This is a genomic window from Nostoc sp. UHCC 0870, assembly GCF_022063185.1.
In the GTDB taxonomy this organism is placed as follows: Bacteria; Cyanobacteriota; Cyanobacteriia; order Cyanobacteriales; family Nostocaceae; genus Trichormus.
Genome location: NZ_CP091913.1, coordinates 5,089,923 through 5,108,248 on the forward strand (window position 1 = coordinate 5,089,923; position 18,326 = coordinate 5,108,248).

The following is an 18,326-nucleotide window of genomic DNA, read 5'->3' on the forward strand; positions in this document are numbered from 1 at the left end:
ACCATGACAATACGCCCTATTGACGAGGAAACTAGTTATTTTCCTGCAAAAGTGCAAATACGCACATCCCAACTAAGGTCAAACCAATTCGCAATTCGCAATTCGCAATTCGCAATTGCAATCAGTGGGGTCTTGTAGCTTGCTTGCCGTAGGCTACCCACCACTGATTGATTGTTCGCCCTTGGCGTTCCCGTTCGCGTTAGCGTCTCCGAAGGAGAAGGGTAGACCGCTAAATTTTCAATTTAGGGGGGGCTTGAAACCCACATAATTACCAATTACCAATTACCAATTACCAATTTGGTCAAAGCCAGTTGGTATTTGAGTTTGTTACTTTTCTTTGTACGAGTTGTAAACGATTGTTGCAAATATCGGAGATATTAATTATCCTATCGCGCTTATTTAAAAGCTGCTAATGTTGAAAAATCAGCGAAGAGCAGTAATTAGCGTAGTTTATTATCTTGATTTGCAACCAAGGGGGGATGATTTTTCTGAGAATGGTATTTAAAAATTTTAACGTATCATCACTGCTAAATAAACTCAGCCTAAATTAAGTGACTAACACAGGACATGGGACATCACCTGTCACCTGTCACCTGTCACCTGTCACCTGTCACCTGTCACCTATTCACTGAGGCGTTTCTGAAACTGTGTAGCTTACTTCTAATTGGCTGTGTTTATCTTCAGCCAAGGGTGCTGCTAGGCTAGGTGTGGGGATGTGTTTCATCTCCCAAGCTTTCAGCAAAATTAGGTATTCATAAAAAGCCTGTAATGTACACCAAGCCAAACCAGCGCGTCCGTCTAAGCAGCCACCCAGAAAAAAGTACATATACAAAAAGCGCAGTAAAGGTCTAGCAGGTAGACGCAAAGACAAATCTTTTAACGCCCGTCGTTTTTCAATTTCTGACTTACCAAAAAACAAATCTCGCCAGTCTACCTTTCCTTTTTCTAATTGATACAATGTTTCTCTAGCTTCATCAGTAGAATAACGGTTGTGTTTTTCAATCCAACGGCTTAAACCCTTGCTACAAGTGTAGTGAGGATAGGTTTCCTTTATGAAACTGGTTGCACCATCGCACACTTCCCGTTCAGTATGACCATAGTCTGTAAACCAAACTTTCCCATGACGGAAAAGACGCATTTGATAGCGGGGGTATTGAGTGCTACGGCGAATCCATTGATTGAGGAAAATCACACGTTCAGCAACGTAGTAGCCAATGTAGTCTGGGTTTAGCTTTGCTTGTTCACATTCAGCAAAGAGTTCTGGTGTCATTCGTTCATCGGCTTCGAGAATATACACCCATTCGTGTTTGGGGGGATAGACTCTAGCATCCAAGTACGTTGTTGTCCGTGACTCTCAAAGGCGTGTTGGACAACGCGCACAGGATAACGACTGGCGATTTCTACGGTGCGATCGCTACTGCATGAGTCTACAACAATAATGTCATCGGAGAGCATCGCCGATTCAATACAGGCGGCAATATCTAATTCTTCGTTATAAGTCAGTATGTAAATTGAGAACATTGTCTAAAAGTATAGTAATTTTGCTAGATGCTAAGTATCTTTTTATTATCAGATTAATAGTAGTTAAAGACAGTATAAACTATCAAAAATTGTTTAATATTTTATACTGCCCCAGTCAATCTTAAATTAACGTGCTGGAACTTTACCTTTAGGTTTACCACCTTGAAAAGCACCCATACCTCTTAACCCAGTCCAACCAATGATGATGTAACCAATAGCCAGGAGTAAGCTGCTAATACCAATTCTTATTCCTGATTTCCAAGCGTTGTCTTTAGCTTGTTTGGAAGCATCTTCCTTGCGTTGGCGAATTTGGGCTACTCTTTGATTAGCTAGTCCTTGAGGATCTGTTTGCTGGGCAATAAACTGATCAAGTTCTTTGGGATTGGCTTTAAATCTCTTGAGCAGTTCTTTTTGCGCGGCTGGAATTTGGGGACTCTTGAGTGCTTCTTGATATTTTTGCTCGTCTTGGAGTAATTCCGTAAACTGAGCTTTTGCTTGGGCGCGTAATTGTTCTAACTGAGCTTTACCTTGCTCATTGTTTAATTGCGCTTGGAATTGGCTTAACTGATTTTTTAGTTGGTTTTCTGCCTGTTCAGCATCTTGGCTAATTTGATTTACTGTTTGAGTGCTAGCTTGTCGCACATTGTTCAGGTGCAAGGGAAAAATCAGCAAGAATATTAACCCTAAGATGCTAGACAGTATTAAAACAGGAAATCTGAAGTCAAAACCTTTGGGGCCATCACTAGATTCCTGCATCCAATAACCCGTAAATAATGCTCCCACACCAACCAAGGGTACGATACCTCGATCAACTAGTGCGGTTGCAAGGTTGATTTGCCAGATTCTATTCGTGGGTTGGAAAGGTAGCAACAGAATCAAAAAGTCAAGCAAAAAGGACACAATTAAAATTATTCCCACCACTTTTAGGGTGAGAGCGGTATTTGCAGAAGTAAAACGATTAACCATAGTTGTGCAAACTCTTACTCAAGTCAGAAATGATGATCCTATTTAAAGTTACTGGAATATTGTTCCCATAATGCTGTTTGTCATGTGAATCTGCCTGCACATATTAAGATGGAGTAGATATATTTTTGTTGCCAACTACACTACAGTAACATTTGTTATCTGGGGTGTCTTATCAAAAAAGGCGTGTTTTAATATACAAGGGTAATCTATTGTGCATTGCTTTTATCAATGTTAGCGTCGTCTGTAGCTAAGATTCGTTCCCAAATCAGTAAATCCTCTGGACGATCAATATCAGACAATGCAGGTAAGCAAACATACGAGATATTAAGTTTTTTAGCGACATCTACAGTTTGTTGGAAAACTTGAGCCGTTCCCCAATTGATGTTAATAAATAATTCCGGGATGAACCGACGCAAGCCAATCAAGTAGTAGCCCCCGTCAAGTGCTGGGCCTAACACTAAGTCAAAAGTTTGCAGTTGTGCAGAAGCTTGAGCCAGAATTTGAGAGTTAGCGTCAGGGCAATCTGTACCTATGATAATTACTTGTGCGGCATTTTTCTGGAAAGACTCGACGAGCGATCGCGCCATGCGATCGCCTAAATCCCCTTCGCCTTGACACTGGTATAATAAGCTATCTCCTAACCACTCTTGCATCAGTTGCAAATTACCACCAGCAAATCGCACTTCTATAGATATACTGTTTTGTAATGCTTGCGCCTGAGATAATGTGTACTCAGTCATCTGTCGTTGCAAGTCAGCAGCACCAAGACTACCCAAAGCTGGAATCATTCGGGTTTTCGTCTTCCCCGGTTCTGGATAGCGCGTAAAAATAATGAGGTGCTGTTTGGCAGTTTTAATTGGTTTCAGAATAAAATTCCTAGTTTGAATTGACTAAAAATATATTAATAGCAATACTTACCATTCGTGTTAGCTTTAGCATTTTCTCTGCCCATTCTTAGTGCGCCTATAATCGTAGAAACATAGATACAACGCTTAACTTTACCATTCTTTTGACTATAGAAAGTTAATTGTCCTAGGGTTCTCAGTGATGTCTTAGTACATTCATCCTCAATCTTGTAAACTGGACATCCTTGGTAGTTAAATAACACCCGCCATGCTTGCTGTGAAGATTGTTTTGGGAAAGTAGTTTCGTTTTTCCCTTTGTTGTTTTTTTCTTGATCAATTTGAATATTTGGATGCAAACTTTGCCATAGTTGATCATTATTTTTAAAAGCATCAGGAATAAATTGATCGGCATCTGCTGCATGAATACTCCATTGTATAATCCCATTGTTTTCACGCAAGCTTAATTGGCTGGTTATTTTTTCTTTGGTAGCTTGGCTTTGGGCTTGACGCATAGCCCAAAAAACTTTTTCTTGAGCATCGTTAAGGCGGCGAGTTTCTACAAAAGCTTGCCAACTAGGTAGTGCTAGTGCAGCTAATACACCGAAGGCAAGAACAACTACTAAAATCTCTATTAGTGTAAAGCCCAGGCTAGAACTATGTGTACAACAATTTCTCGTATTGCTGAAAAGCCAAAAACGCACTGAATATTTGTCCAAAAAGTATGCACCCAAAATTAAGTAAGTAATAAATAGAAAATCTAACGTTTGTAGTCAGGGCTTTAGCCCTACAATATTTTTATTTTTTTAAATACCCATTTTTCCAAAGATAAAAGGGGCTAATTAAACTACTTATAAATAATTGCATTTCACAAGCAGCAACTAAATCTGTAGTTATCTTTAATCTATATTTAAGTAAATGTAATGATATTTTTCTGATATCGTTGAGCATATAAAGCAATAAAGCTAATGGTTTAATCCAAGGTTTAATCATTAGCATTCTAGTAACATAACGGCTTAGTCCAATACCTCTAAAAAACGGAATTAAATACTCTTTGTTTAACCGTGAACTCGGTATTTTATGAAATAGTTCCATTTCTGGATTATACCAAACTTCCCAACCAGATTTTTGAATATAAGATAACATTTCTAGGTCTTCACTGGTGAGCATACTACCAGTAACTCTACCTGTTAAAATTGGATTATTTGGGACGCTATCTAGCCACGCTTGCCGACGCACAACCAAACCAGCAGAAGGAGGAAGTAATTTTTTGGCTGGTTCATACTTTAAAGGTAAATCACCACGTTCTGTAATTGCTAAAAATGCAGCAACACGTTCAAAGTTTTCTGGCGGTTCTACTTCCCAATCAGGATGTATCTGACTACCATAAGCACCCGCTTGGGGATATTTTTTCGCAAAATTATAAGCAGATAGCACCCAATTTAATTGAGGATAGTTATCATCATCTAGAAAACCAATTAATTCACTTTTGGCTTCTTTAATCGCACGTTTTCTAGCGTATGCTGCACCCTGTTGAGGTTCAAAAAAATATTTTAAAGAAAAAGGGTATGACCAATTTTCTTGATAATTTTGAATAAGTTTTGCTGTGTCATCGGTGCTATTATTATCTATAACAATAATTTCCCAAGACAAGTTTTCAGTATGAATTTGATCGCGGAGAAGTTCCAGAAGTTTCGGTAAACGCTTTGCCCCGTTGTAAGTTGGGATAGCTACAGTAAAATCAATACACATAATCATCTATAACAACAAAAGCTAACTAGATACATCAATTTTCAATTGTGTTAACCTGTATAGCATTCCGTTGATTCACTGAAATTTAGGTTAAAATTTCCATGAATATATTTTTAGCTGCATTCAGCATCTCTAGCAGTTTTTGTTGTACCTAAGATTGTTTTTATAATTACACATCTCTTAACATTACTTTCTTGAGTGGGATTCCCAGGTTTAGCCACAGCGACAGAAACAATTAACCCTTTAGTGCCTAGTTTGCTAGTTTGCACAGATGTGATACTATCACTCTTTGTCTTTACTAACAGATCCAATGCACCAGTATGGTCAAAAGTAATTGTTTGTGGCTTGCTAGTGGCAGTGAATGTAGGATTAGAAGCGTAAGTTACCGAACTGCTGCTAGTGTTTTCACTGGTAATATTTGTACCAATGACAATTTGCCCTGGGCTAATGTCTAAATTTTCGCCTAAAGGTCGCCAGATGTTAGAGTCACTAGGGAGAATATAGCCTTGGGGATGAGGATAAATAGCAACTTGTGGAATGTTATTATCAGTTTTAAAACTAACACTGTAGCGGCGTTTTTGTTTTGTAGCTTCATTTTGAGCATCTCGGATAGCAGACAAAACAACATCATTAGCTTTACTAGCTCTTTGTCTATTTACAAACGCTATCCAATTAGGTGCTGCGATCGCTGCTAAAACACCAATCATTACTATTACTGCCAACATCTCCACTAAACTAAATCCAGCACTACTGTGAGTAGTATGTAAATATATTTTTTGTTGTGCTTTCAATTTATTTCCAATTGGTTTATTTATCGCATTTTCTAAAAATAGGCTATACATAAAAGGTTGGTTTTTATTAATGAAATTAAACAACTAAGCAGATAAATGGTAATCAATCATTAATCGATATTTATTAACTGCATATTATCTAATTTTGGGATTAAAAATATGCAGTTAAATTTATTTAGTAAACAAGTATCCTATTCCTTGCACTCTTATACTTGACTGGGGAAAATAAGATTTGATACTATCCTGATTGTCATCAAAATCGAAATTATTACTCTGAATACGAGCTAGGGCATTACCACGCAAATAAACTTCTGCTACAGTTTTAGCTGAATCTACGCAGACATAAAAACCGCGTGTTTTAACGTTATCTGTAGCAACATCATCTCCACTACCAGAAAATTTTGGTACTAACTCACCATTTGCACAAGTTGGTGTAGGGTTATTCGTAGTACCTGTAGTAGTTTGATCAATGTAATCAACCAAAGGTAAAACCTGTTGCTCATAAGTTTCATCAGTCTTCTTCGTCCATTTATTCATCTTGGCTTCAAGATTTCCTTCATTATCCAGACTAAACATCTGAAAGCCTGTGTCTCTAGTATTGTTTTTTTCTGTATCAGTTAATCCATACCCATTACTAATTTGAAATCTACCAATTCTAGCTGCTTTAGACCAAGTAGTATTATCATCTTTAATCACATAATAGGCAACTAAAGAGTAGACAAAAGTATCATCTTTTTCAGATGTAGTTGTTTTAGTTCCATCTGGGTTATCTGTAGTTGTTGTTTTAGCAACTAATCCCTGGGGAATATATTGTCGTTTCCAAAATACGAGTACAGGAAAATATTTATCTTTTTTATCATAATGAGGTAGTTCATCTCTAATTTCTTTGATGCCCTTAGCGTTGTAAATATATACCGACTGCTGCAAATCTCGTCCAATATAATCCAGTGCTGCTTTGATATCTTGCTCAGTAGTGGCTTTAGCTTGTTCTTTACGATCATTGTCCATAATGTTGATCATAAATCCCAATAAAGGCGTAATTACAAGAAAGGCGAGAAGAAGACCTACTAGTAATTCAATAAGAGTAAAGCCACCTGTTTTTTGTTTTACTTTAGAATATTTTAGCTGATGACTTAAAAGCCATTTAAGCTGTTTCATAATGTTATATTTCCTCCTAGAAATAGCAGATATTTAGCAATGAATATGAGTATTGCTATTTACAACTAGAAGCTGTATTGCCAGTATCTTCAAGCCGATCGCAGAAATCACTAAATTTTGTATTTTCGTTGGATATTTCTGTTGTCATTTCCACTAATGGCGTTTTGCGATCGCCTACTCCCCCTGTGAAGGTTGCTTGTTTATTAGGTGCTGTCTTCAGATTACCCCCATCACTGGCAAAACCATCTGCTCTATAAACCCGCAAGCCCAACTGATAGCCATTATCAGCAGTGCTACTAGAAACTTTATTGTATCGAAAAGCTTGAATCACGAAGTCTACACTGCTGCTATTAGTACAACCACCACCGTCAACATCCACACAGTACAAACTATTAGCAGGTGTAGGGACAGAACAATAAGGATAGGAAGAATCAGTAGTGCTACACGTCAAGCTTCCGATAGTAGGAGCAGGGTAAGTAGTTATGGTGTAACTGCCTCCTGTAACTGCTGGAGGTGTAATGATACCTGTTTGAATACCGTCAAGATAGCTTTTAGCAGCATCGCTTGCCCTCTCAATCCGCTTTGCTTGTACTCGCGTGGCGACTGATATGACGATCACAGGTGCGATCGCAGCTAGTAAAATGGCAGCAACCAGAATAGCCACTAATGACTCAATAATGGTAAAACCAGACTCATTGGATGGGGATGTTTGCCGCAGTTTGTAGTAAATCATATTTATTTTAATTAGATTAAACTGGCGGGATTTCTGAAATAGATATAGTTTTTGTGTGAGTTATTTTCGAGTATTTGACTCTAATTCGTAGTTAATGTTTTAGCACTAACTACGAATCTATAAGATGAAATCAAGGACAACCAGTAAGAGGACGTTGATCTGGGCTAATAGCGTATTTTTGCTCACTACCATATGAGGCACTGGGAGCGGTTTCATAGCCGCCAGATACGCTACTCACTTGAGCAGCACATAGCAAAGTTTTCACCCAAGTATCATCTCGACCCACTTCTCTATAAAACTCATTAGGATCGTTTGTAGAAGGTGCAGTAAAGCGTTGAGAGAACAAGTCTGGTAGCTGAGTTAGCAAAGCTACGTCATAACCCCAACTACGACTAGGAGCAGCATAGAAAGGTGTACGACCAAGGTTTCCAGTGGCGGATTGATAACGTTGCGGATACGCAAAAATAGTTCCTGTCCCTGCTGGATCAGCAATTACAGGTTGCCAGGGTGCGGTTGCATAATTGCTACGTTTAAACTGAATGAAAGAACCAAGAGCTTTGTGTTTGAGGTTGGTACTACCCAAATCCCAAGTTTCTAAGTAACGGACAAAGTTTTCTAAACCACCATTATATTCCCCTGTATTCCCAGTGCTGGAGGGGCGTTCTGGAGCATTACCTTGAGCAAACACCAAATTTGTTTCCGTTTCTACTGCACGTTGCATCCAGTGTGATGACATCGCATCTCCAGTGCTATTTAGGCTTGTTGTTGAAGTGTTGGTGGGATACTGAAGTTGTAATACGGGGACTAAAAGCGGCTGTTCTGCGGTTCTTGTGCCAGTTAAGGTATTTTCAATGTTTAAAGGATACTTAGGATCGTAGTAGATGGTTGGAGGGCTTGTAGATTCGTCTTTTGTTCTAAACCATAGAGTATTGCTTTGTGTGCGAGGTCGCTTAGTAGCATCTGAGGAACTATATTTCTCGTAGTCAACACTGTTAATTTTTAAAGGGTCTAAAAAAGGATAGTAGCGGACTTGCAAAGGACTACTCGCAGTACCGCTACCGTAGAGACCCAGGGGGACTGGAGCATAATTATCATCAAGCACTAATTTGTCGTCTACTGGAGACGATGGAACATTTTTTAAAGCCGTACTATCCTGTTTGGTAACTGTAAGGCTATTACCGTATCTCAAAAATGCCACACGTCTTGGATAACGTTGAAGTGCTGCATCACTAGAATCCGTTGCTGCCGATGTTGCTGTAGTGCCTGCCCATAGACTAGCTCTATTGAATGTATAGGTAGAGCTAGCAAATTGGGAATTAGGATATGTAGCGGTAGAATTAGCCGCCTTAAAAGCAGTTAGTTCTATTTGGTAATCAGCTAAAGCTTTAAGTAGCTGATTGGCCTTAATTTGGTTTTCAGAGTAACTAACGCCGTTGTAAGTGTTAGTATCACCAAAACTTCCATTCCCATTGAAGTCATAGCCAACAACCCAATCACCGGGTTTGCAAGCTGTGACCGTTAGCTTTGGGCAAATTTCCATGACGTATTCAGAAAATGTTATCCGACGCTGAATAGGAGTAACAAAGTTATTTAAGTAAGAACTTCTGATTAAAGGATTAGTATTACCAGTGCTTCTGTATTGACTATCCGTAATGTTGCGACTAGTGACAAAGTTGTTATCCCAGAAACCATTTAATCTAGCAGCAACAGTTGCAGTGATGTTGCTTTCATTTATATCTACATTTGTGTCTGTTATAGCACCATCGTTGTTGATATCAAACTTAACAAATGTTTCATTCAGTTGAACGTTGTCAGTAGCGTCGTTATCATTATTCAAGTCATAACCGAGGGCATAATTACCGTAATTGTCTCTCAATCCATAATCACCATCTTCACGGAAACCCAAGCGGAAATTATCAGACAATACCGTAATAGCATCTGCAATTACTGTTGCCGATCGCCAAGTTTCTCCAGTGCTACAGCTTGTAAACTGACCCTGACGACAAGCAAAATTAGGATCTAACGTTTTGCGTTTATAGAAGTCATTACCCCAAGTGTTTGATTCTGTAAACTCTTCTTTGGTGTGCTTGTTAAAATCCCCTTTGATGTAAACTGGCAAATTAGATGCTACAATCAGACCCTTTTCTTCTGCCTTATAGGTGGCATTACGACTTAAATCACTGCCATTAATCAGCATAATTCCATTGGGGCGGCGAGTGGGGTCTAGCTTAAAGTCAGTAGCACTTACATCTGGGCTAGTAGCATCACTTTGGTCTGCTAGTGCATCATCACGAGTAGCATAAATAATTCCACTGTTTGGGAGTAGGAATTCTCCACCAGTCTTAGATGTTCTCCGCAATAAATCTAAATCCAAAACTGTGGCACGAATTTCTAAAGGCTGACGAAATCCTAACTCCACATCATATTTTCTTGAGCCTGTGACTTGATCAACAGCCTTAATCTGCCTAGCATCCAGAAAAGCAGTTTCCATAATAGCACCGTGAGGAATGGCAGTATCCGTAGGGCTACTAATAGTGCCATCCAAAATTTTCAAAGCACACATGGCAGAATCAACGGCCGATTGTTCTGAAAGGGTAAGATTCTTACTAGCGTCAATTTTTTCTAAAGCATTCTTAATTGGTTCATTTACCAAGCGACCACTGGGATATTTCAATGCAGCTTGGTAGTCTAATACATCTCTATATCCAGTAATTGCAAGAGATGAAGCTGAATAGACAACGCCATTATTAGAACTACCTCCATTGCCAGTTGTAATGTTGGATAGTCCTGTTAAAGCTCTGCCAGGATCAGCAAAAGCAGCAAAATCCGGTAGACCTACTAAATTCTTAGCTGTAGTTTCGCTAGTAGGGTCATAGTAGCTACTAACACAGGCTATGGGTGTTTGGTAATCGCTAGGTTTTGTAGGATCGTAGAAGCCATCTTTATAGTGATAAACTGCCGTAGCCCGCATTTGCAGATATGGTGTCTTATCATCGGGCAAGCCCTGATCTTTGTTAGTAACACCCATTGCCATTGAATCTGCCCAGACTGTCTTGATTGTGTTAGTAAATGTTTTTGCAGTTTTATCGTAGTCATTAGGTAAGTAAATTCCTGCGCCTGTGATGACGCGCAAACCTCCAACTACATCTAGAGTTCCATTTGGTTTTTGTGCTGCTGACTTTTCCCAGAAGTCATCCCGATTTGTAATGCCTAAATCGTCTAATTGATAAGCTTGGGAAAATCGCTTGCGAGGCTTTTTATTTGCTGTTGTTGAGTCATCCCATTCCCTACCGGAAATCAGTTGTCCTTCCTCTGGTGAACTTAAAAAAGCATTTTTGGTTGTGTCGTACCAAAATTGTGGCATATTGTTGCCAACTAAAATGCGATCGCCCAAACGGGACTCTTTTCCAGCTTTTGATTGTGTAACTGGTTCTGTGGCAGGTAGATAAATTCTAGTTGTACCGTTTTCGTTAATAGCTATCCCGGTATAGTCAGTAGCAGTTTTACCATCAGAAGGAGCGAAAGGAAACACCCATAAATCTACAGGTCTTAGAGAATCACCATCTCCTTGAAGCGGACTGTTGGTTAGATAATCGTAATCTACACTATTAAATTTGTAGACGAGTCCATCATTTCCAAAGCCAATTTCATTCAAGGGAACGCGACGTGTCCGTTTTCTGAAGTAAATCTTTAGCTGTTCTTTGCGGACATCAACCAAATTTAAACTAGCATCAGCAGCCAAACTTCTATTAATTGCTTCTTGAACTTCTTTTGGCAAATTCAGGGGAGTAGAAGCTGTTAAACCTGCTTCTGTTGCTGCTACTAAACGATCAATTCGTTTAGCGTATGCCTCATCGTTGTAAGCCCCTGTATTACCGTGTGTAGCTGTAGGTACAGTTTTGTTTGTGTTACTAATATTGTCACTAGTAGGAGAGGTAATAGTATCGACATTATAAGCTTTGTCAAACAAATCTACTCTGACATTGCTACCACCGCTAGTTTCATTAACCCGGCTATTAATGACATTACCTGCTACCACAATCTTGCTGTTATCTTCTGTGTAGTAACAAGATTTAGGACTACTGACTAGGTAAAATCTAATGTTAGAACCTCTGGTCATAAAATTACCATTGGTAAAGATACGTCCATTCAGATCAAAAGCCGCACCGGGAGTTATTTCTAAGTCATCTTCATAGATAACTGCATTATTAGCTAGAGGTATTCGTTCTCGGTCTTGCTGATACTCTAAAGCAACAAAACCTTTATTACCAGAGAACACCTCATACTTATTACTATCAAGTCCCGTTCCTAACTCTGTAATAGGTATAGTAGCAGTATAAACAAAAATACTTCTTTTAAGTTTGCTTCCAACCTTATACCAACCTTGGCTACCAACTAAATTAGCACTAGTTGCAATATCACTCTGACATCGCTGACTAGTAGCTCCTTCGTCCATTGGTTGGGTTCTGGCTTCTAGGGGGCTTCTAGCTCTAGTAGCAGTAGGAGTCTTAAAGTAAATACCATAGATCGTGTAACTATCAAACTTACCATCATTGTCAGTATCTACAGGATATTTCCAAGCTGTCTTGAGAGTTTCTTCATCTTCTTGAATACCACTAGTACCGTTAAAATCGCTGACAATTTTTAACTGTATTTCATCACCAAATGTAAACTCATTGATATTGTCGCTAATGACTTGATACAAAGATACATCTGAGGGTGTGGCTCGTGGTAATCTAGGGTCTAGAAATAACTGTTCTACTTTAGCCTTAGCTCGATCAAGAGCGGGTGTTGCTGCTCTAAGAACAGTCTCATTTACCCTGACATTACTAGCATTTTTAGAACGCTCAAAAGACCGAAATAAAATAGCTGTGGTGAGTAAGACTACTACCAGAGATACCATCACTACTGTCGGCAAAACGAAACCAGCATTTTCAGTCCGCCGTTTTTTATTGACAAACAAATTCCGCAGCAGCCAAATAATTGGCTTGTTAATTGCAGATAAAAACTTCTTAAGAAGGCGTTGTAAAAGCTTTTTTTTTCCTTTGAATAGCTGGCGTTTTGGCGACATAGCTACTTTCCTGTGAAGTGTTTTACAAAAAATTAGAAAATGCTTTTGGTATTAGCAATCATGCCTATTGAGTAAATTAATATATCTGGCATGATTAGAGGCTAGATTCATTTAACAAATCACCCTGTGTTAGCAACACTAAACTTAGTAGCAACACAAAATATTACTATTTATTCAAGTTATATCATTGAAGAAGTTGACCATCTTATTCGGAAAATACTGATTTTCATGAGTTCTTGTAATTTGTAGCTACCCAAGTAAAATAACACCGTGAATTCACATAAATGTGGCAGAACTTTATTTTATTGAGTTATGATTTTGTAAATATATTGTGAATAGATTGCACTTATATTACCCATTCAGTAAAGAAAACATATCAGTTCAAAAGCAATTTATTAAGGTATCTTTAAAATTCACAACTTACCCGTAATGCAATATAGGTCAGCACAAATTGAAAACCCCGCTTTTTTGAGAAAAGCGGGGTTTTAATGTCTCAGGAATGATTTAGTATTGTTATACTGATTTTTTCAGCATTTAACTACCAATTTCTTAATAAATAGCCACTTGTGAGGAACATTAGACCTCACAATTTTGGCAACCTGGTATTAGTAATGATTCAGGTTAAGACCAGCTTCTTTGGCCATTGCTTCTATTCCTAGCTTATCTAGGGTTTTGATAGCTTTGGTAGATAGCTTTAGTTTGACCCAACGGTTTCCACCTGGCCACCAAACGCGCTTGCTTTGCAGATTAACTTGCTGAAGGCGTTTGGTGCGGCGGTGAGAGTGAGAAACTGCAAAGGCGTTATTTGCTTTTTTACCGGTCAGTTCACAACGGCGAGACATAATTACTTATCTCCAGATTTGGAATTGCTGTACAACCTTTCTATTTTAGAAGCTCTAATGCAAATATTGGGGTTAGGGTTATCTTTTTCAGGGAGATTTATAATAAATCCTGTAGAGACGTTGTATACAACGTCTCTACTTTAGTTTTGACGGTTCGTAGTAAGGACTTTAGTCCTTAGCAAAATCAGGACTAAAGTCCTTACTACAAACGGATGATTATTTGCTAGCTTGTTCTGTTAGCTTGGTAAGTACCTCATTTGACCTCTCAACAAAGGATTTCATCCCTTCAGCGTCAAATCCTTTTTGAGACATCAACGCCAAATCATAAACGTGTTGGCAAATTAAGTTTACCAATGGATTTGTTATTGATTGTCCATCACCTTGAATGATAGTACCTTGATTGAGGCTGGTGAGGTTTTGGATCAGGGGATGGGCAGTGTTTACCAGTAAGATATGATCTTCGGGGAACTCTGCATTCTGCTGCTGCATCATGGCGTTCATTTCCCGCAGGCGACGCAGAATTTCTGGTAACAGAACCATTGCAGGTGGTGTACCTTGGGGATCATCTGATTTTAACGCCTCGGTGCGGATGTTGACTTTGGGTTTATTGAGGGCGTTCTCAAATAACTCCTTAACAACCTCACTCTTAGTTTTATTGGTTGTGGGGTCAACAATTTCTCCGGCTTTGTCTTGATCAAGCAGGGTATTATCTAAGTCAGAGTCTACCCGTGTAAATTTGACATCCTGATATTCCCGTTCTAGGAAATTAATAAAGTGGGTGTCGATGAAGGAGTCTAGAAACAGGACTTCCAAGCCTTGGTTTTTGTGCAGTTCTATATAAGTAGATTGGCTAGCTTCATCGGTGCTGTATAAGACGCGGTTTTCGTGGCGTTTTTTGTTGCGTTCTAAGTAGTCTTTCAGGGTGGTGTAGGGACTGCTAGATGTAGCAGGTTTGACATCTTGCCAAGCGTCGCCTTCTTCTGTTTGCACTTCAACGGCTGGGGTTTCAGTAGTTGATTCCCCAAATTTGGCTGTGCTGCGGAAAACAATGATGTCTTCGACTTGTTTTTTAAATTTCTCGTCGTTGAGAACACCAAACTTCACAAAAGTACCCAGGTCTTTCCATGCACTAATGTATTGTTCTCGGTCTTCCCGGTATAGTTCTTTGAGTCTGTCGCCTACTTTCTTAGCTATATAATCGCCGATTTTGCGGACAGTGCGATCGCCTTGCAAGGCACTGCGAGATACATTTAAGGGAATATCACTGCTATCAATCACACCCCGCATGGGTACGAGGAATTGGGGAATGATTTCTTCGCAGTTATCGCTGACAAAAACTTGGTTACAAAATAATTTGATCTGTCCTTTTGCTACATCTACATCAGGACGCATTTTGGGGAAGTACAGAATCCCGTTGATGATAAAGGGATAGTCAGTATTTAAATGTACCCACAGTAGCGGTTCTTCCTGGAAAGGATACAAATAACGGTAAAATTCCAAGTAATCTTCTTTTGTCAGGTTACTGGGAGACTCCCGCCAAGGTGCTTTTTGTCTGTTTAAAACTTCACCATCCATTTTGATGGGAACTGGCATGAAGTCACAGTAAGTCTTGACCAGATTTTGAACCCGTGCTGCTTCTAAATATTCTTCTTCATCGGGTAACAGAGTCAGAATGATGGTAGTACCGCGAGTTGTGCGGGGTGATTCATCCAGGGTGAATTGTGGTGAACCATCACAAGACCAATGAACTGCTTGCGCGCCTTCTTTGTAGGAGAGGGTATCAATTTCTACTTTCTGCGCCACCATGAAGGAGGAATAGAAACCCAAACCGAAGTGACCGATAATCGGCTGGTCTGCTTTCCCTTGATATTTGTGAATAAATTCTTCCGCACTGGAAAAAGCCACCTGGTTAATGTACTTTTTCACTTCATCGGCGGTCATACCAATACCGTTATCGGTAATGGAAAGGGTTTTTTTGTCTTTATCGATCGCAATTTGAATTTCTGGTTCACCGACTTCTCCCGCATATTCACCAGCACGGGAGACCATATTTAGCTTTTGAATTGCGTCTACAGCGTTAGATACCAGTTCCCGCAAGAAAATCTGATGGTCTGAATAAAGAGATTTCTTGATGATCGGGAAAATATTCTCAGTATGAATACTGATAGTGCCTTGTTCTAGCATCATCTTCGTTTTATAAAATTTGCCTACTGTGAATTTTAAGGGCATAATAGTGGCGATCGTTTGCCCTATCAAGGTTTGTTTACCCCATAATTACTGGTCGGATTTCACTACTAGCTGGTATTAGCTAGAAAAAATTTATCGCAAAGCCGACAGTTTGCGAAGCGTCTCGTAGAGAAAAGAGCGCACAATCAATAATCATTGATTTAGTATAGGTAATTTTTGATGAAAATTATTGCCTGGCCAGCATTTAAAACCAAGTATAAAAACCCTTATAACTGGCTGTTGTATTCACATATGGTTGAGCATGGTGTGACAGTTGAGGAATTTACTGTAAGAAAGTTGCTATGCCAAAGATATGACATCTTCCATCTGCATTGGCCAATTGAAACTATATTGCGTCACCCTAACTTAATTGTGGCTCTTTTGCGAGCAATTACAATGTTGTTGGCTATAAGTTGGGCTAAGGTTAGGGGGACAAAAATTATTTGGACTATTCACGATAATTCTCCTCATTCTCTATTACATCCTCAACTAGCTAATTGGTTTCAGTCTAATTTTATTAACCAGGTGGATGGATGTATTAGTCATAGTCAAGTGGCTAAACAATTAGCAGAAAAAAATATTCCTAGCTTACAGAATATTTCTCATATAGTCATTCTTCATGGTCATTATAGACAGGTTTACCCTAATAAAATTAGCCGTGAAGCAGCTAGATCAAGTTTAGATATTCCCTCTGATTGTAATTTACTACTATTCCTGGGATATATCGACTACTACAAAAATATTCCTCATTTAGTAAAGGTGTTTCAAGATTTAGACCCCACAGATTGGATATTGCTGATAGCAGGTAAAGTTGAAGTTCCTGAACTAAGTAATCATATATTAACTTTAAAAGCCAATAGTTCCAGGATAAAATTACATTTCTCTTTTGTCCCAGATGAACAGTTGCAGATATATTTTAAGGCTGCTGATTTAGTAGTTTTACCTTTTCAAGAGATTTTGAATTCAGGTAGTGCTTTGTTAGCGTTATCTTTTGATGCTCCTATATTAGTACCTCATAAGGGATCAATGGCAGAACTACAAGAAGTTGTTGGGGTAGAGTGGGTGAAGATGTACCCTAGAGAATTGACTCCAGAAATTTTGGCTACAGGGTTAGATTGGGCTATTCAAGAAAAGCGATCGCTACAACCTAATTTAGATAATTTAGAATGGTCAGATTTAGCCAAAAAAACTATTCAATACTTTGAAGAAATTTGTAATATCAAAAATCAGATCAAGGGAAATTTATGAAAGTTGCTTATGTTACTACTTATGATGTCCAAAATCCTGCTAGTTGGTCAAAATATAATGGCGGAAACTATGGGGCTAGTAATTCTATTGCCAAGACATTAACCAATCAAGATATTTTGATTAATTATCTAGGGCCTCTACAGAAAAGAAAATCTTGGTTAACTAGAAGTAAATGGCTATATTATCACCACTTATTTAAAAAAGATTATTATAGTTGGGCTGAACCAATTGTCTGTCAGAATTATGCCCATCAGGTAGCTGAAAAATTAGCTCATTTAAATATTGATATTGTTATTTCTCCTGAAGGAGCAATACCCATTGCTTATCTAGAATGTAAACAGCCTATAGTGCTGTGGATAGATACAACTTTAACAGAATTAATAAATTTTTTTCCTCACATGAATAATCTTTGTCAGGAGACTAAAAGTAATATTTACAAAATGGAAAAAGCTGCATTGGAAAAATGCAAATTACTTATAGTTACCTCGAAATGGGCAGTTGAAACGGTAGTTAAAACATATGGAATAGATAAATCCAAAATTCATGTGATTCCTAGAGGTGCAAATATAGAAATAAAACCAGCCAGAACATTTGCAGATATTACAGAATTAGTTAAATCAAGGGGAGAAAAAATATGTAAATTAATTTACTCTGGGGTTGATTGGCAACGCAAGGGTGGTGATATTGCTCTAGCAGTAGCTAAACAATTAAATAAAATGGGTTTAGAGACAGAGTTGACAATTATAGGCTGTCAACCTAGTTTTGAAGAACCATTACCAAGTTTTGTTAAACCATTGGGATATATTAGCAAAAATCAACCCGATGGTTTAGCTCGGATGTGTAAGTTGATTGGTGATTCTCACTTTCTGATTTTACCTACTAAAGCAGATACTAATCCCCATGTTTTAGTAGAAGCAAATGCTTTTGGTGTTCCTTGTTTAACAACGAATATAGCAGGGATACCAACTGTAATTAGGGATGATATCAATGGGAAAACTTTTGCAGTCGATGCAGCAATAGAAGAATATTGTCATTATATAGTTAAATATTTGACTCATTACCACGAATATGAACAATTAGCTATGTCGTCATTTAATGAGTATTTATATCGTCTTAACTGGGAAGTTGCTGGTCGTACAGCGAAACAGTTGATTTTAGAGCTACTCTAAAAAGGAA

Annotated in this window: 12 protein-coding genes and 1 pseudogene; 2 read left to right on the forward strand and 11 right to left on the reverse strand. The window is 38.5% G+C overall.

The features are described from left to right. Positions 1 to 625: 625 nt before the first annotated feature. From L6494_RS21505 to htpG, 11 genes and pseudogenes are all read right to left on the reverse strand, one after another. A pseudogene (locus L6494_RS21505) lies at positions 626 to 1,521 on the reverse strand (glycosyltransferase family 2 protein). 126 nt (positions 1,522 to 1,647) lie between these two features. After that, on the reverse strand, positions 1,648 to 2,487 hold the full coding sequence (hpsJ-B, locus tag L6494_RS21510; protein WP_237989793.1) for a hormogonium polysaccharide biosynthesis protein HpsJ: 840 nt from the start codon (positions 2,485 to 2,487) through the stop codon (positions 1,648 to 1,650). A 206-nt stretch (positions 2,488 to 2,693) separates the two neighbouring features. After that, positions 2,694 to 3,356, reverse strand: coding sequence for a TIGR04282 family arsenosugar biosynthesis glycosyltransferase (locus L6494_RS21515; RefSeq protein WP_237996199.1), 663 nt, complete (start codon positions 3,354 to 3,356; stop codon positions 2,694 to 2,696). Positions 3,357 to 3,388: 32 nt separating this feature from the next. Then, entirely contained in the window at positions 3,389 to 4,033 is a 645-nt protein-coding gene (locus L6494_RS21520; RefSeq protein ID WP_237989794.1) for a pilus assembly FimT family protein, read from the reverse strand. Positions 4,034 to 4,127: 94 nt separating this feature from the next. Further along, positions 4,128 to 5,081 carry a hormogonium polysaccharide biosynthesis glycosyltransferase HpsE gene (gene hpsE, locus L6494_RS21525; RefSeq protein ID WP_442946967.1) on the reverse strand — a complete coding sequence of 318 codons (954 nt, stop codon included), beginning with the start codon at positions 5,079 to 5,081 and terminating at the stop codon, positions 4,128 to 4,130. Positions 5,082 to 5,194: 113 nt separating this feature from the next. Then, on the reverse strand, positions 5,195 to 5,923 hold the full coding sequence (locus L6494_RS21530) for a prepilin-type N-terminal cleavage/methylation domain-containing protein (RefSeq protein ID WP_237989796.1): 729 nt from the start codon (positions 5,921 to 5,923) through the stop codon (positions 5,195 to 5,197). Positions 5,924 to 6,043: 120 nt separating this feature from the next. Further along, positions 6,044 to 7,030 (reverse strand): hormogonium polysaccharide secretion pseudopilin HpsC, encoded by a 987-nt coding sequence (gene hpsC, locus L6494_RS21535; protein WP_237989797.1) that lies wholly within the window; start codon positions 7,028 to 7,030, stop codon positions 6,044 to 6,046. 55 nt (positions 7,031 to 7,085) lie between these two features. Beyond that, complete coding sequence (gene hpsB, locus L6494_RS21540) at positions 7,086 to 7,763, reverse strand: hormogonium polysaccharide secretion pseudopilin HpsB (RefSeq protein ID WP_237989798.1); 678 nt, start codon at positions 7,761 to 7,763, stop codon at positions 7,086 to 7,088. 130 nt (positions 7,764 to 7,893) lie between these two features. Further along, on the reverse strand, positions 7,894 to 12,834 hold the full coding sequence (gene hpsA / locus L6494_RS21545) for a hormogonium polysaccharide biosynthesis protein HpsA (RefSeq protein ID WP_237989799.1): 4,941 nt from the start codon (positions 12,832 to 12,834) through the stop codon (positions 7,894 to 7,896). Positions 12,835 to 13,439: 605 nt separating this feature from the next. Continuing rightward, positions 13,440 to 13,676, reverse strand: a complete 237-nt coding sequence (rpmB, locus tag L6494_RS21550; protein ID WP_190703272.1) for a 50S ribosomal protein L28 — start codon at positions 13,674 to 13,676, stop codon at positions 13,440 to 13,442. A gap of 216 nt (positions 13,677 to 13,892) precedes the next feature. Further along, positions 13,893 to 15,860: a molecular chaperone HtpG gene (htpG, locus tag L6494_RS21555; RefSeq protein WP_237996202.1), complete on the reverse strand. Its 1,968-nt coding sequence runs from the start codon at positions 15,858 to 15,860 to the stop codon at positions 13,893 to 13,895. A 222-nt stretch (positions 15,861 to 16,082) separates the two neighbouring features. Here htpG and L6494_RS21560 point away from each other — a divergent pair, with 222 nt between their 5' ends. Together L6494_RS21560 and L6494_RS21565 are read left to right on the forward strand one after the other, a co-directional pair. Next, positions 16,083 to 17,150: a glycosyltransferase gene (locus L6494_RS21560; RefSeq protein ID WP_237989800.1), complete on the forward strand. Its 1,068-nt coding sequence runs from the start codon at positions 16,083 to 16,085 to the stop codon at positions 17,148 to 17,150. After that, on the forward strand, positions 17,147 to 18,319 hold the full coding sequence (locus L6494_RS21565; RefSeq protein WP_237989801.1) for a glycosyltransferase family 4 protein: 1,173 nt from the start codon (positions 17,147 to 17,149) through the stop codon (positions 18,317 to 18,319). Before L6494_RS21560 ends, L6494_RS21565 begins: the two co-directional genes overlap by 4 nt. Positions 18,320 to 18,326 lie beyond the last annotated feature (7 nt).